The following is a 14,207-nucleotide window of genomic DNA, read 5'->3' on the forward strand; positions in this document are numbered from 1 at the left end:
TAAATCGCCCCCTTTTAAATAGATGAAGATGAGAAGCATTCTTTTTATAGGCATAGCGGGTTTGTTGTCCGCTTGTAGCACGATTAATTATGTAGGTATCGAGACGTATAATCCTGCGGAGGTGACGTTTCCTGAGAATGTCGCTAAGGTACTTATCGTAAACAATGCCGTTCCCCAACCGGAGGATGCGGGTTACGAATACACCTTGCAGGGAGAAAAGCAGGATACTTGCAAAGCGAAAGCGGATAGTGCGCTGTTTGACGCTTGCCGTACTTTAGGGGAGGCTATCGTGGAGGCTTCTTATTTTAACGACGTATTGCTTTACCATGATGCGGTTCGAAAAGATAATCAGGCGTTTCTGGATACGAAACTTACCCAAGGGCAAGTAGCGTCGCTATGCGATGAGACCGGTGCCGATGCGGTTATCTCCATCGACCGCTTGCTGTTCGATATGAAGAAAAGCGTAGGTACCTTGGGCGAAGGGTATGTAATGGGAATGATCGACGTGCAGATGGCTGGCGTGATACGCAGTTACGTTCCCGATCGTGAGGCTCCACTGGCGACGGTACATATGAAAGATAGTATTTATTGGGCGGAAAGTGCGGATTATATGCCGATCTTGGATAAGGTATTGCCCTCTCCGGAGAATGCTTTGCGTGGGGCCGGTAAATATTTCGGGGCGAAGGTCTACGCTAATTTTGTTCCTCATTGGGAGAAGGAGACTCGTTGGTACTTTACCGGAATGGGTTCACGTTGGAAAGAGGCTTCCGCTTATGCGGCTAATGAGAAATGGGATATGGCGGAAGATCGTTGGTCCGGGCTTTACCGGGGTACGGAAAACTGGAAAAGCCGGGCGAAGGCGGCCTCTAATCTGGCCCTATGCCATGAGATGAGAGGAGATTTAAAAGAAGCCTATGAGTGGGCTCATAAATCATACGATTTATTCAAGCGTAATAGTGGTGATAATGATAAGAGTACCAAATTATTGGAACTCTATGTGCAGGCGTTGGCCGAACGAATTCGTTCCGATAAGAAACTAAATGTGCAATTTGGTGAGGATTAACGGCGTTATTCGGTGAATTATTATTACTTTTGACGCATATTCGAATAAAGGAGAATTAATATATGAACGCAAATATAGCAAAGGTTCAATCCCTCATCGAGAATGCTTTTACGTCGGCTATTGAAAAGCTGGCCAAGGATGAGTCCGGTAATTTTATAAGCGACTTATATGTGCAGGCCGATGCGGAAAGCGGGGAACTGCAAATTTATGATGATGAGGAGCATTTGATCGAAAAGATCGTTATCTTCGATTGGGTGAACTCGAACGAGGAGGAGAACGCATTCAATAAGCGGGTTGCCGCTTCGGTGAAGGCGGTCCTTACGATCTTATCCACCAAGAATATTTTTGACGCTCCCCGGTTCATGAAACCTCTTTCTGTTAGCTTGACTGATGAAGATTTTGTTGTGATAGAGGAACTTCTCTTCATAGACGATGATGTGCTTCGTCTGGACGATCCTCTATTAAAAGATTTAGATGCGGATTTAGATGATTTTTTAGCGAATCTTCTTGCAGATGTCAAATAAACCCTGTATCTTTGCGCCCGAAATAAAGAAACAAATGTTGCCGAAATAGCTCAGCTGGTAGAGCAACGCATTCGTAATGCGTAGGTCGCCGGTTCAAGTCCGGCTTTCGGCTCTTTATGATAAGGTAGCTATCGTAATGGTAGCTGCCTTTTTTTGTGTTGATAATACATACCATTTACATACAATTAACTCCTCGATAGGGCTCCAAGTTTAGATGTCCTACCTTTAATTCCGGACAGAAGAACGACCTCATGTCTACCCCCCCCCTAGATATATTCATTAAGTTTACCTTGCATTTAATAAGCCATAAGTTCTTTCCAATTCAAACGATTTAGTAACTTTGCATTATAGTCCGTCACACCTAAGGCGTTAGGTCACTGATGGAGGACATATTTAGTTAACGAAGTGCGTTTGACATATTATCCTATCGTGAAATCTCGACAATTTCAATCTCTAAGGATAATAGGCAAGAACGTCCTCGCTCGCTATGTTGTTATATACCTTTCCACATTGTGAAAGGACAATATACTCCATAGGGGCGTAGGGCTATTGTTTATTACTTAGAGATGGGCAGTCGAGAGCCTCACGATGGTAGTATTCAGTAGTTCCTGCGCCTTTTTTGTGTTTAATAGCTTACCAGAGGGAACTGGTAAGCAACTTTAAATTTTGTCTTATGGGATTATTCACTTTTGTAGAACGAATTTCCTTATTGTACGATTGTAGAGCCATTATGAAATTGATGGTGAAACTTCAAAGGTGTTCTGACAGACAAGGTGGAATTATGCCTTGAGGTGGAGAAAAGGGTACAAGCCTTATCCTGTAAAGGCGATAAGATGCTAGATGCGGCTCTGAGCGTTATCATACCAATTCAAGGCAGGGATAACGACCTATATTCCTTCTTGCTAATAGTGAGGGAAGAGCTGGATTCATTCAGCAAATGTTGGTGTGCAGGTATGATCTGTTAGTACTATAAAACTGCAGAAAATAATCCGAAGATTATTTGTATAATAATCTTTGGATTATTAGATTTGTGCTGTCAACCCAAACGAGTATTAACGATAAATTTTAAGTCGATGACAAAAGAAGAGCGAGAGAAGCTCGTTCAACAAATGGAAAACCTAAAGTTGCTTTTTGAATTCCATACAGGGAATCGAGTAATAAAAGGAGATCCAGAGTTCGAGCAATATATCAATGATATTTTGGATATGATTGCGGAGATCGAAGAAAAACTAAAAAACTGAGTAATAAACAAGACCCCTCTTTTGGGGGGATAAAAATAATATATTTATGAGAGACTTATCAAAATTTTTACCAACTGCGGACATGCAGGCTGATTTTGAAAAGTTCCAAAGTCTGTCTCCCGAGGAGCGTGCGATGTTTCAAGAAGAGCGTGCCCGTAAGATGGAATCAATGCCCGGGGAAGAACGTGAGGCTTTTGTCGATTCTACTCGTGAAGGATTACGTGCGATTAAGAATGAATTGCAGGATGTTAAACTTGCTTTGGAATTAGGAGATATCGCGAATGCAATCTCTTTGAGTTATATAGCGAAGGCTTATTTTGGAAAAAGTAAGAACTGGCTTTACCAGCGTTTAAATGGAAATAAGGTTAATGGTAAACCCGCTCAATTTACGGAAGAGGAACGTAAACGTTTTGCGGAAGCTCTGCTGGATTTGAGTAAGAGGATAAATGAAACTGCGCTTAAGTTTGCTTAAGCTCGAAGTGTTTGACAATAATTTTGGCCCTGCTTTATTTTAAAGTGGGGCTTTCTTGTTTTTCTCGTAAGGTTTCCTCATTTTTACATTGCACAATATTATTTTCTAGGTGTTGTAAACCAATTACAATTGGCCTTGATTTTATTGGGCTAGGATTAATAATATATTGTAGTTTCCCTTAAAAATAACCTTTATGCAAAACTATACACAACAGCCTTCTGTTTCAAGAGTTATTCCTCCTTCACAAAAAATAAATAAATGTGTGGGTATAGAAGAGTTTTAAACTAAATGCCGCATGTCTTAACTGATTACCCAGAATATGTGACTATGACAAGAGGTTGGCTGATACCTAATACACCAATACCTGCTAAGCCTCATAGAGAGTATCAATGACAAAAGGGAATACCCGTTGCTGGATATTCCCTAAATGTTTGATATATGCTAAATTGTGGAGCATATCGGACTCGAACCGATCACCTACAGACTGCCAGTCTGTCGCTCTAGCCAGATGAGCTAATGCCCCGTCTTGTTAATTCATGTGCAAATATAAGGCTTTTCTTGATATATGCGCTATCTTTGTATAAGAAATTTCAAGAGAAAGGAAAGAAGATGATAGTTTATAATACGACTTTTCATATCCATAAGGATATCGTGGATGAGTGTCTGGAATATTTGAAGAATAGTTATATACCGAAAGCCTCCGAGAGCGGTATCCTTTATAGTCCTTATTTGAGACGGATCTTGGATTCGCGGAATGAGGAAGGTGAAAGTTTTTCCGTACAGTTTCATACGAGGGATATCGATTCGTTGAATGAGTGGGTGCGTAAGGAAGGCGGAGCCTTGCAGCAAGATTTGATAGGACGTTATAAAGAGAAGATCGCTGGATTCTCTACCCTGTTGGAAGATATAGAGCTACCTAAATGATCAAGGACCGTATTATATTAGGCATAGACCCCGGTACGATCGTGATGGGATACGGAATCTTGAAGATCGAGGGGAATAAACCGAAGCTGGAAGCTATGGGAATCCTGCAATTGAATAAATATGAGGATCATTATCTCCGTCTGCGTAAGATATTCGAACGGGTCTTGGCCTTGATCGATCAATACCATCCGGATGAGTTGGCTATCGAGGCGCCTTTCTTCGGGAAGAACGTACAGAGTATGTTGAAACTCGGAAGGGCACAAGGAGTAGCGATGGCGGCGGCTTTAGAGCGGGATGTCCCGATCTTCGAGTACGCCCCTCTAAAAATCAAGCTCTCGATCACGGGGAATGGAAATGCGGCGAAAGAACAAGTGGCCGGCATGCTACAACGCTATCTGAAGATACCGGATGAGTCTATGCTTCCGCAATTGGACGCTACGGATGGGTTGGCGGCGGCTGTTTGTCATTATTTCCAAACCAATAATCCGATCTCGGAAAAGAAGTATAAGGGATGGAAGGATTTTATCGCTAAGAACCCCGGGAAAGTCCGCTGATATGAGCTTAAAAAACATAGTTATGAAATTCTCAAACCATAACTAAGGTTCAAAGAATTCATAACTATGTTTTTATTTAGCCTAAACTGACCTTATTCTTATACGATACCTTGAGCCATCATAGCTTTCGCTACTTTCATGAAGCCTGCGATATTCGCGCCTTTTACATAATTGATATATTCGCCATCTTTACCGTGAGCTACGCATTGTTCGTGGATTGCGCTCATGATCTGATGTAATTTAGCGTCTACCTCGGCGGCGGTCCATGAGATATGCATAGCGTTCTGAGTCATCTCTAATCCGGAAGTAGCTACACCACCGGCGTTGACAGCCTTACCCGGAGCGAATAACTGCTTATGCTCGATGAACAAGTCTACAGCCTCAGCCGTACAACCCATGTTAGAAACCTCAGCTACGCACAAAGTCTTGTTCTCGATCAACTTACGAGCGTCAGCCTCGTTCAACTCATTCTGGGTAGCGCATGGCAAGGCTATATCTACTTTTTGTTCCCAAGGTTTCTTGCCGGGATAGAAGGTAGAGCCCGGGAATTCGTCTGCGTAAGGAGCTACGATATCATTTCCGGAATTACGCAATTCCAACATATAGTCGATCTTCTCGCCGGAGATACCCGCCGGATCATAGATATATCCGTCAGGACCAGAGATAGTAACCACTTTAGCGCCCAACTCGGTTGCCTTTGTAGCGGCACCCCAAGCCACGTTGCCGAAACCGGAGATGGCGACCGTCTTGTCCTTGATATCGATTCCGTGAGTCTCCAACATTTGATGTACGAAATAAAGAGCGCCGAAGCCGGTAGCTTCCGGACGAAGGATAGAACCTCCGAACTCCATGCCCTTACCCGTGAACGTGCCTGTGTTCTCGCGAGCCAATTTCTTGTACATACCGTACATATAACCTACCTCACGGCCACCTACGCCTATATCGCCAGCCGGAACATCCCTGTCCGGACCAAGATTACGCCATAATTCAAGAATAAACGCTTGGCAGAAACGCATGATCTCGGCATCGCTCTTTCCTCTCGGAGCGAAATCGGAACCACCTTTGCCACCACCCATCGGAAGGGTTGTCAAAGCGTTTTTAAATGTTTGCTCGAATCCTAAGAATTTCAAGATAGACAAGTTAACGGACGGGTGGAAACGGATACCTCCCTTGTACGGGCCGATTGCGTTGTTGAACTGAACACGGTATCCCAAGTTAACTTGTATCTCACCTTTATCATCTACCCAAGGCACACGGAAAGTGAAAATACGTTCCGGCTCAACTAGGCGTTCAATGATTTTCGCTTTCTCAAATTCCGGATGTTGGTTGTACACTTCCTCAATTGATAAAAGCACTTCTTTTACTGCTTGCAAATACTCCTTTTCTCCCGGATGTTTTGCCTCTAGCGCTGATAAAATAACTTCAGTCTTCATAGCATTTATATTCTTTAAAAGGATAACATTCTGTTGGCAAATGTAGGTAATTCTTTGGAATGACCAAGAGTTTCGCTTACTTTTTATCAGTGAAAACCTAAAAATCTTCAGTTAGAGTCAGAATGCGTACTTTCATGTTTCAATAGTTATTATTTTTCCTTACATTTGACTCGAATAATTCTATCAGAATCTATTATGAGCAGTATACCGAACTTAAAAGACTTGGTGTTCAGAGACACCCCGTTTGCAAATCTAATGAATAAGCGTATATATAATGTATTGCTTATCGCTACGAAATATGATTCCTTCATGCTGGAAGATGACGGGCGTGTAGATGAGCAGATATTTAACGAATATACTTCCTTAAGCCTCCGTTACCCACCCCGGTTTACGCAGGTGACTACCGAGGAGGAGGCTTTGAATGAGTTGAAGAACCGGAACTTCGAATTGATCATTTGCATGCCGAATATGGATAACCGGGATATATTCGCTGCGGCGAGCGAGATAAAGGTGCATTATCCGAATATCCCGATCGTTGTATTGACTCCTTTCTCGAAAGAGGTGTCTAAGCGGATCGCCAACGAGGATCTGAGTGCTATCGATTATGTGTTCAGCTGGTTGGGTAACTCGGAGTTGTTACTGGCGATTATCAAGTTGATCGAGGATAAGATGAACGCTCCGGACGATACGGCCAGCGTGGGCGTACAGATCATCTTGTTGGTGGAGGATTCCATTCGTTTCTATTCGTCCGCTTTGCCTCATTTATATAAGTTCGTGCTGGAGCAAAGCCAGATGTTCGCGAAGGAGGCGTTGAACGATCACCAGCGTACGTTGCGTATGCGTGGCCGTCCGAAGATCAAATTGGCCCGGAATTACGAGGAGGCAGTACGTATTTTTGATCAGTATCGGGATAATATGTTGGGTATTATCTCGGATATGAGTTTTATGCACAATGGCGTGAAAGATCCGTATGCCGGTTATAAGTTCGGACAGTATGTACGGAAAACGGGTTTGATCATTCCTTTCGTGTTGGAGTCTTCGGAGGCCAGCAACCATATATATGCGAAGGAACTGAACGCCTCGTTTATCGATAAGAATTCCAAGAGTTATCCGCAGGATTTGAAAAAGAAGATCATGCAGCGTTTCGGCTTCGGCGATTTCGTGATCCTGAATCCGCATACGAAAGAGGAGATCATGCGCATCAAGGATTTGAAAGACCTTCAAAAGAAAGTCTTCCAGATTCCCGACGACTCGCTGGTTTACCATCTCTCCCGGAATCATTTCTCCCGTTTCTTTTATTCTCGTGCCATGTTTCCACCCGCCGAGGTTTTGAAGCATGTGGACGTGAGTGACTATAAGGATATGGATGAGGCCCGGAAATTGATTTTCGACTTGATCGTGCAATATCGCCGGATGAAGAACACGGGTGTCGTGGCGGTTTATCAGAAGGATCGTTTTGATGAGTATAGTAATTTTGCCCGTATCGGCGACGGTTCGCTGGGAGGTAAGGGTAGAGGTCTTGCCTTTATCGGTGCGATGGTGAAGCGATACCCTAAGCTGGAGAGTGATAATTTTGCCGTGAATATCCCGAAGACGGTCGTGATCTGTACCGATATCTTCGACGAGTTCATGGAGACGAACGAGTTGTATCCGGTAGCGCTGGGCGATGCGGACGACGAGACGATCCTCCGGTATTTCTTGCGGGCCAGCTTGCCCTCCCGTTTAATCGAGGACTTGATGGCTTTCTTCGATGTGGTGAAAAGCCCGATCGCCGTGCGTTCCTCCAGCCTGCTGGAAGATTCGCATTATCAACCTTTCGCCGGGATCTATTCTACGTATATGGTACCTAAGATCGAGGAGAAATACGATATGCTCCGTACGGTGAGCGACGCTATCAAGGCGGTGTATGCCTCTGTCTTTTATAAGGATAGTAAGGCGTATATGACGGCTACCTCGAACTTGATCGATCAGGAGAAGATGGCTATCGTCTTGCAAGAAGTGGTGGGCTCCCGTTATAATGATCATTTCTATCCGACGATGTCGGGCGTGGCCCGTTCCTTGAATTTCTATCCGATCGGTAACGAGAAGGCGGAGGATGGGATTGCGAATATCGCCTTGGGATTGGGTAAATATATCGTCGATGGCGGGCAAACCTTGCGTTTCTCTCCCCGACATCCCCATAGTATCTTGCAGATGAGTACGATGGATTTCGCTCTTAGGGAAACGCAGACTCGTTTCTATGCCTTGGATTTGAAGAATATGGCGGAGGCTTTCTCGGTAGATGATGCCTTTAACTTGGTGAAGCTGGGCTTGAAGGAGGCGGACGCTGAGGGTTCCTTGAAATATATTGTCTCTACATACGATCCGTACGATCAGATTATCCGTGACGGTTATTATCCGGGCGGTCGTAAGATCCTTTCTTTCGTGAATATCCTACAGCATGACGTGTTCCCGCTGGCGGATACGTTGGATCAGATCTTACGGATCGGGCAGCAGGAAATGGGCCGTCCGGTAGAGATTGAGTTCGCTGTCAACATGGACCCGTCGGATCATACGAGGGCGACTTTCTATCTGTTGCAAATCCGTCCGATCGTAGATAATAAAGAGATTATGGACGAGGATCTGAGCTTGGTGAAGAACGAGGAAACCATCCTTTCTTCTACCAGTGTTTTGGGGCATGGCATCGTTGGCGATGTACAGGATATTATCTATGTAAAGACGGGCGCTTTTAATTCATCCAATAATCAGTTGATCGCTTATGAGATCGAGAAGATGAACCGTTCGTTTACCGATCAGGAGAAAGGATACGTATTAGTCGGCCCCGGTCGATGGGGGAGCAGCGACTCTTGGTTGGGTATCCCGGTGAAATGGCCGCATATCAGTAACGCACGGGTGATCGTGGAGTGCGGATTGGAGAATTATCGGGTAGACCCGAGTCAAGGTACCCATTTCTTCCAGAACCTGACTTCGTTCGGAGTGGGCTATTTTACGGTTAATCCATTTAAGGGAGATGGTTGGTTCGATGAGGCGTTCTTGAATGCGCAACCTGCCGTAGAGGAGACGGAATATCTTCGTCATGTACGTTTTGATGCTCCGATTACGATTAAGATGGATGGGAAGAAAAGTCTTGGCGTGGTATTGAAACCATAAAAAGATAGCGTTTCAAGAGAAGATAGTTGTTTGTGGATTTGCGAGACGAGCCGGTAAGACGGGTCTCGCGAATCCATTTTTTATTTCAAGTGGAAAGTGGCAAGAACCGCTTTGTGGTCGGTAGGCCAGATTCCAAGGGGAGTCATGATCGGGTCGGAGGTCTCTTCCGTCTCTCTTTGCCCACGGAGGATGTCACCTTTCGGACCGATGATACATACATCTGTAAGCGTTAATCCCTCGAATGGAGCATAATGGATGAAATCGATGCGATCTCTATCGTCCGCTTTCGGCGACCAAACCAATTTCTCTAAAGCGATATCCTTACAGTCTGCCGGGCAGGTAAGTCCCGGATGAGTTACAGGGTTCGGGAAGATCTCACGGTACGTATCTTTGAAGCCGTCTTTCTCCAGCATGACGGATACGTGCCAAGGAACAACCAATCCTTGGTGGTCTCTCATATCTTTGGTCGCCTCGGTCCAGTCCAGATGGGAAGGCTCGTTAAAGTCCCCTCCGAGGATAACGATCCGTCCGGCTTCCCGATCCTTTTTCGCCTCTTTCAGGAAGCAAGCGATAGCGTCGTCACGGACAGATTGCTCGTTCAACCATAGGAGTGTGTCCAGATTGGTGACAGGAGGTTCCTCGTCCCATGTATTTCCGTCGTATCCACGGGCATCGTAATAAGCGCAATTGCGATAATCCAGATGGGCGGTGTAAAGAGCTACCTCGGTATCGCCGATGTGGGTAATGGCCTTGTACATACTACCCCTGTCATCGTTCAAGGGATAGACGGTCGTGCTATCCGTGATCGGGTAGCGGCTTAACAGACCGGAATCCTCGGTGTAGAAAGAATAGTACGTTTGTCCTCTTTGCTGCAACGCTTCCACGATCCGGTCGCAAAAACGGGTCTGATGATAATTACGTACCTCGCTTAACGTAACGAAATCGGCGTTACTTCTTACGATCTCGTCAGCGATAGCGTCAAAGCCTCCTTTTACGACAGCGCCTTCCTGCCAGATGTTGAATTGAAGAACCTTGAAAGTCTTCTCTTGCTGGCAAGAGCTGAGGCCCAGCGCGATCAACAAGAGTAAGTAGATAAAACTAGTTTTTTTCATGTGTGAAATATTTTGTTAGATGTTTTGTCGTAGCCATTCCTCGGCGGCGGCCAAGGTTTCCGGCTTGCCGATATCCAATAGTTTTAGGTTATCCGCCATATAAGCCCTGATATCGGTTTTGGCGCAAATAGCCAGATAGAAGTTAATGATAGAGAACTTTCCGGTCCATTCTTCCATCAGCTCCAATATCTTGGGCGAGAGTACGTGGATTCCGCTAAAGGCGTACTCGTTGTGTTGATCCGGGTCAAAATAGGGATAGTAAGATTTTACCTCGCCGGTCTCATGATTACGCCAACCACACAGTCTATTCTCCTTATTAAATAATAGATAACGTGAGGTATTGCGCTGGCTGACGAGTAAGGTAGCCAACGGGTTCGTTTGTACATGGGTATCGTATAGTTTCTTGAGATCCACGTTCGATAAGATATCGACATTATGTATCAAGAAAGGCTCGTTCCCGCATAAAAGAGAAGTGGCCTTCTTGATTCCTCCTCCCGTGTCCAGCAGATAATCGCTCTCGTCCGAGATTTCGATCCGGACACCGAAGTTGTTGTTCGCCTCCAGAAAATCCACGATCTGGTTGCCTAAATGGTGGATATTGATCACGATCTGGTCGAAACCGGAGGATTTCAGTTTCAGTATGACGTGTTCTAGCATCGGTTTACCCCCGATAGGTATAAGCGCTTTTGGCGTGTGATCGGTTAACGGCTTCAGTCTGGAACCAGTACCGGCCGCGAAAATCATAGCTTTCATAATGTAGGGTTAAAGAGTTGTTCTATATTTTGTTCTCTATGTACTAAATGTACTTTTACTCCGAACTTGGTGTTAAGATGTTCCGCCAGATGTTGTGCGGAATAGACCGAACGGTGCTGTCCTCCCGTACATCCGAAACAAATCATTAAATTGGTGAATCCACGATCCATATATCGTTTTACCGAGGCGTCTACGATATGGTAGACATGCTCGAGGAAGTTCGTGATCTCCCCGTCATCCTCCAAGAACTGGATCACTGGCTCATCCAAACCGGTGAAATGGTTGTAACGCTCGTATTTACCGGGGTTATTTATCGCACGGCAATCGAATACGAATCCACCTCCGTTCCCGCTAGGGTCGTTCGGGATTCCTTTTTTATAGGCGAAGCTCATGACCTTTACTTCCAGCATATGTTTCTGGATATCATCCGTGAATTGTTTCAACCCGGTAAGCTCACGAAGGACGGAGCATAAATAGGGATATTCCGGATAGTCATTCTTCAATAACTGCCGCAGGTTCTCGATCGCGAACGGGACGCTTTGGATGAAATGAGGCTTTTTCTCGAAATACCCCCGGAAACCATAAGCCCCCAATACCTGCAAGGTCCTAAACAGGACGAAATGGCGCAGCTGGCTATGGAAGTAAGCCTCGTCTACCGGGATATATTTACGTAGGGCCGTGATATAATCCGATAGTAATTCATTCCTCAGATCCTCCGGATATTTCGCTTTCGCCTGCCAAAGGAAGGAAGCCACGTCGTAATAAACCGGGCCTTTTCGTCCACCTTGAAAATCAATAAACCAAGGCTCTCCGTCCTTTACCATAACATTGCGTGACTGGAAATCACGGTATAGGAACGTGGCGGATGAACTGCGTAACAATACGTCGCTCATCTTCAAGAAATCATCTTCCAGACGGTTTTCTTGAAACTCCATCCCGGTAGCCTTTAAGAAACAGTACTTGAAATAATTCAAGTCCCAAAGGATAGACCGTTGGTTGAACTCGGCTTGCGAATGGCAATACGAGAAATCGAAACCGTCGGACCCCAAGAACTGGATGTCGGGGAGTTTGGTGATCGTCTTGTGTAATAAACGGCGTTCCTCCTCGTCGAATACACTGCTTTTACGGCCTTTCTCAATGGCGTTGAAAAGAAGCGTATCTCCTAAATCTTCTTGGATATAAAATGAATGGTCGTCCGAGCTGGCATATACTTGCGGTACGGGTAAGCCCTTCCCCCGGAAATGTTTTGCCATATAGATAAAAGCCTCGTTCTCCTCAATAGAAGTGCCACTAACTCCAATCAACGTCTCAGGACCTTTTATCCTGAAATACCGGCGGTTAGAGCCGGATGACGGTAACTCCGTTATTTCCTCTGCCGGTGATCCGGTATATGATTGGTATAGCTTCCTAAGTTCTTCTGTTATCATACTTATCGATTTACGGCACTAAGATACCGCTTTTTAATTGAAAATTAAGAATTGAAAATTGAAAATTGGGACTTCGTCGGAAATAAGAAAGGGGAATAGCCTCTCAAAGCCTATCCCCCTCGCTTATATGATCATCAATCGCTTCTCTCTAACTAATTTTCAATTCTCAATTCTCAATTTTCAATTACCTAGAGTATTCCTTGTGCCATCATAGCCTTAGCGACCTTCATGAAACCGGCTACGTTGGCGCCTTTCACGTAGTTTACGTAACCATCCTCTTGCTTTCCGTATTTTACGCATTGCTCGTGGATGTTTTCCATGATGCTCTGAAGTTTCTGGTCTACTTCCTCGCTGCTCCAACTTAACTTCTGTGCGTTCTGAGTCATCTCAAGACCGGAAACGGATACACCACCTGCGTTAGCGGCCTTACCCGGAGCGTAAAGGATCTTGGCCTCAAGGAATGCGTCGATAGCTTCCGGCGTAGAAGGCATGTTAGCGCCTTCGGATACGGCGAAGCAACCGTTGGCCAATAAAGTCTTGGCATCGTCGCCGTTCAACTCATTCTGGGTTGCGCTCGGCATAGCGATGTCGCATTTCTCTCCCCAAGGACGAGCGCCTTGTACATATTTGCATCCGTATTGCTCTGCGTATTCACGGATACGGCCACGATACAAGTTCTTCAACTCCATGATATAATCCAGTTTCTCACGGTCGATACCATCCGGATCATAGATATAACCGTCGGAATCAGACATCGTGACAACTTTCGCTCCAAGACTGATTAATTTCTCTACCGTATATTGAGCCACGTTTCCGGAACCTGATACACAAACTACCTTGTCTTTGATATCAATGTTGCGGGTTTTCAGCATCTGCAACAAGAAATATACGTTTCCGTAACCTGTAGCTTCCGGACGGATCAAGGAACCTCCGAACTCGATACCCTTACCCGTGAATGTGCCCGTATTCTCACGAGCCAATTTCTTGTACATTCCATACATATAAGCCACCTCACGTCCGCCTACACCGATATCGCCGGCGGGAACATCCGTGTCCGGACCGATATGGTGCCATAACTCAAGGATGAAGGCTTGGCAGAAACGCATGATCTCAGCGTTTGACTTTCCTCTCGGGCTAAAGTCGGAACCTCCTTTACCACCACCCATCGGCAATGTAGTCAGTGAATTTTTAAACGTTTGCTCAAAAGCCAAGAACTTAAGGATCGATTGGTTTACGGAAGCGTGGAAACGGATACCGCCTTTGTACGGGCCGATAGCGTTGTTGTGCTGGATACGGTAACCCATGTTCGTCTGGATTTGTCCCTTATCGTCCATCCAAGTTACACGGAAAGAGAAAATGCGATCGGGGATACAAAGGCGCTCGATCAAGTTGCTTTTCTCAAATTCCGGATGCTCGTTGTAAGCTTCCTCGATAGTCCCTAAAACCTCTGATACTGCTTGATGATATTCCGGTTCGTTCGGAAATCTTCTTTTCAAGTTGTCTAAAACTTCACTTGCCTTCATGACTGAATTTTATATTTAGAATGTTATACCA

General features: G+C 45.2%; 12 protein-coding genes and 2 tRNA genes. 8 read left to right on the forward strand and 6 right to left on the reverse strand.

Annotated elements, in window-relative coordinates:
* The first annotated feature begins 28 nt into the window (after window positions 1-28).
* The 5 genes from BHV83_RS06970 to BHV83_RS06990 all read left to right on the forward strand — a co-directional run bounded on the left by BHV83_RS06970 (window position 29) and on the right by BHV83_RS06990 (window position 3,300).
* Window positions 29-1,063 carry a DUF6340 family protein gene (locus BHV83_RS06970; protein ID WP_036618298.1) on the forward strand — a complete coding sequence of 345 codons (1,035 nt, stop codon included), beginning with the start codon at window positions 29-31 and terminating at the stop codon, window positions 1,061-1,063.
* A 62-nt stretch (window positions 1,064-1,125) separates the two neighbouring features.
* The gene (locus BHV83_RS06975) at window positions 1,126-1,587 is read left to right on the forward strand and encodes a hypothetical protein (RefSeq protein WP_008772585.1); all 462 of its coding nucleotides are present in this window, start codon (window positions 1,126-1,128) and stop codon (window positions 1,585-1,587) included.
* Window positions 1,588-1,626: 39 nt separating this feature from the next.
* A tRNA-Thr gene (locus BHV83_RS06980) sits at window positions 1,627-1,699 on the forward strand.
* 961 nt (window positions 1,700-2,660) lie between these two features.
* The gene (locus BHV83_RS06985; protein ID WP_008772584.1) at window positions 2,661-2,828 is read left to right on the forward strand and encodes a hypothetical protein; all 168 of its coding nucleotides are present in this window, start codon (window positions 2,661-2,663) and stop codon (window positions 2,826-2,828) included.
* Between the two features lie 46 nt (window positions 2,829-2,874).
* On the forward strand, window positions 2,875-3,300 hold the full coding sequence (locus BHV83_RS06990) for a DUF5053 domain-containing protein (protein ID WP_036618286.1): 426 nt from the start codon (window positions 2,875-2,877) through the stop codon (window positions 3,298-3,300).
* Between the two features lie 449 nt (window positions 3,301-3,749).
* On the opposite strand, the gene BHV83_RS06995 is transcribed toward BHV83_RS06990, so the two are convergent.
* A tRNA-Ala gene (locus BHV83_RS06995) sits at window positions 3,750-3,823 on the reverse strand.
* An 86-nt stretch (window positions 3,824-3,909) separates the two neighbouring features.
* Between BHV83_RS06995 and BHV83_RS07000 the strand changes: the two genes are divergently transcribed.
* Together BHV83_RS07000 and ruvC are read left to right on the forward strand one after the other, a co-directional pair.
* The gene (locus tag BHV83_RS07000) at window positions 3,910-4,224 is read left to right on the forward strand and encodes a DUF4286 family protein (protein ID WP_005868538.1); all 315 of its coding nucleotides are present in this window, start codon (window positions 3,910-3,912) and stop codon (window positions 4,222-4,224) included.
* Window positions 4,221-4,778, forward strand: coding sequence for a crossover junction endodeoxyribonuclease RuvC (ruvC, locus tag BHV83_RS07005; protein ID WP_286757074.1), 558 nt, complete (start codon window positions 4,221-4,223; stop codon window positions 4,776-4,778). Before BHV83_RS07000 ends, ruvC begins: the two co-directional genes overlap by 4 nt.
* 98 nt (window positions 4,779-4,876) lie before the next feature.
* On the opposite strand, the gene gdhA is transcribed toward ruvC, so the two are convergent.
* The gene (gene gdhA, locus BHV83_RS07010) at window positions 4,877-6,211 is read right to left on the reverse strand and encodes an NADP-specific glutamate dehydrogenase (RefSeq protein WP_005868539.1); all 1,335 of its coding nucleotides are present in this window, start codon (window positions 6,209-6,211) and stop codon (window positions 4,877-4,879) included.
* Between the two features lie 195 nt (window positions 6,212-6,406).
* Here gdhA and BHV83_RS07015 point away from each other — a divergent pair, with 195 nt between their 5' ends.
* Complete coding sequence (locus tag BHV83_RS07015; RefSeq protein ID WP_286757077.1) at window positions 6,407-9,361, forward strand: PEP/pyruvate-binding domain-containing protein; 2,955 nt, start codon at window positions 6,407-6,409, stop codon at window positions 9,359-9,361.
* A gap of 80 nt (window positions 9,362-9,441) precedes the next feature.
* Here the strand turns inward: BHV83_RS07015 and BHV83_RS07020 are convergent, their stop codons facing one another.
* The 4 genes from BHV83_RS07020 to BHV83_RS07035 all read right to left on the reverse strand — a co-directional run bounded on the left by BHV83_RS07020 (window position 9,442) and on the right by BHV83_RS07035 (window position 14,176).
* A complete protein-coding gene (locus BHV83_RS07020) occupies window positions 9,442-10,473 on the reverse strand; it encodes an endonuclease/exonuclease/phosphatase family protein (RefSeq protein ID WP_012056179.1) in 1,032 nt (343 codons plus the stop codon).
* Window positions 10,474-10,488: 15 nt separating this feature from the next.
* Entirely contained in the window at window positions 10,489-11,226 is a 738-nt protein-coding gene (locus BHV83_RS07025; protein WP_005858756.1) for a nucleotidyltransferase family protein, read from the reverse strand.
* The gene (locus BHV83_RS07030) at window positions 11,223-12,653 is read right to left on the reverse strand and encodes a RapZ C-terminal domain-containing protein (protein ID WP_258990502.1); all 1,431 of its coding nucleotides are present in this window, start codon (window positions 12,651-12,653) and stop codon (window positions 11,223-11,225) included. Before BHV83_RS07030 ends, BHV83_RS07025 begins: the two co-directional genes overlap by 4 nt.
* A 188-nt stretch (window positions 12,654-12,841) precedes the next feature.
* Window positions 12,842-14,176: an NADP-specific glutamate dehydrogenase gene (locus BHV83_RS07035; RefSeq protein ID WP_005858752.1), complete on the reverse strand. Its 1,335-nt coding sequence runs from the start codon at window positions 14,174-14,176 to the stop codon at window positions 12,842-12,844.
* Window positions 14,177-14,207 lie beyond the last annotated feature (31 nt).

This window comes from Parabacteroides sp. merdae-related_45_40 (assembly GCF_001915675.1).

Bases quoted from the DNA above. Each gene is read 5' to 3' on its own strand.
- BHV83_RS07020 (WP_012056179.1), bottom strand. From the start codon at position 10,473: ATGAAAAAAACTAGTTTTATCTACTTACTCTTGTTGATCGCGCTGGGC.
- BHV83_RS06975 (WP_008772585.1), top strand. From the start codon at position 1,126: ATGAACGCAAATATAGCAAAGGTTCAATCCCTCATCGAGAATGCTTTT.
- BHV83_RS06990 (WP_036618286.1), top strand. From the start codon at position 2,875: ATGAGAGACTTATCAAAATTTTTACCAACTGCGGACATGCAGGCTGAT.
- BHV83_RS07015 (WP_286757077.1), top strand. From the start codon at position 6,407: ATGAGCAGTATACCGAACTTAAAAGACTTGGTGTTCAGAGACACCCCG.
- BHV83_RS07025 (WP_005858756.1), bottom strand. From the start codon at position 11,226: ATGAAAGCTATGATTTTCGCGGCCGGTACTGGTTCCAGACTGAAGCCG.
- gdhA (WP_005868539.1), bottom strand. From the start codon at position 6,211: ATGAAGACTGAAGTTATTTTATCAGCGCTAGAGGCAAAACATCCGGGA.
- BHV83_RS07030 (WP_258990502.1), bottom strand. From the start codon at position 12,653: ATGATAACAGAAGAACTTAGGAAGCTATACCAATCATATACCGGATCA.
- BHV83_RS06970 (WP_036618298.1), top strand. From the start codon at position 29: ATGAGAAGCATTCTTTTTATAGGCATAGCGGGTTTGTTGTCCGCTTGT.
- BHV83_RS07000 (WP_005868538.1), top strand. From the start codon at position 3,910: ATGATAGTTTATAATACGACTTTTCATATCCATAAGGATATCGTGGAT.
- ruvC (WP_286757074.1), top strand. From the start codon at position 4,221: ATGATCAAGGACCGTATTATATTAGGCATAGACCCCGGTACGATCGTG.
- BHV83_RS07035 (WP_005858752.1), bottom strand. From the start codon at position 14,176: ATGAAGGCAAGTGAAGTTTTAGACAACTTGAAAAGAAGATTTCCGAAC.
- BHV83_RS06985 (WP_008772584.1), top strand. From the start codon at position 2,661: ATGACAAAAGAAGAGCGAGAGAAGCTCGTTCAACAAATGGAAAACCTA.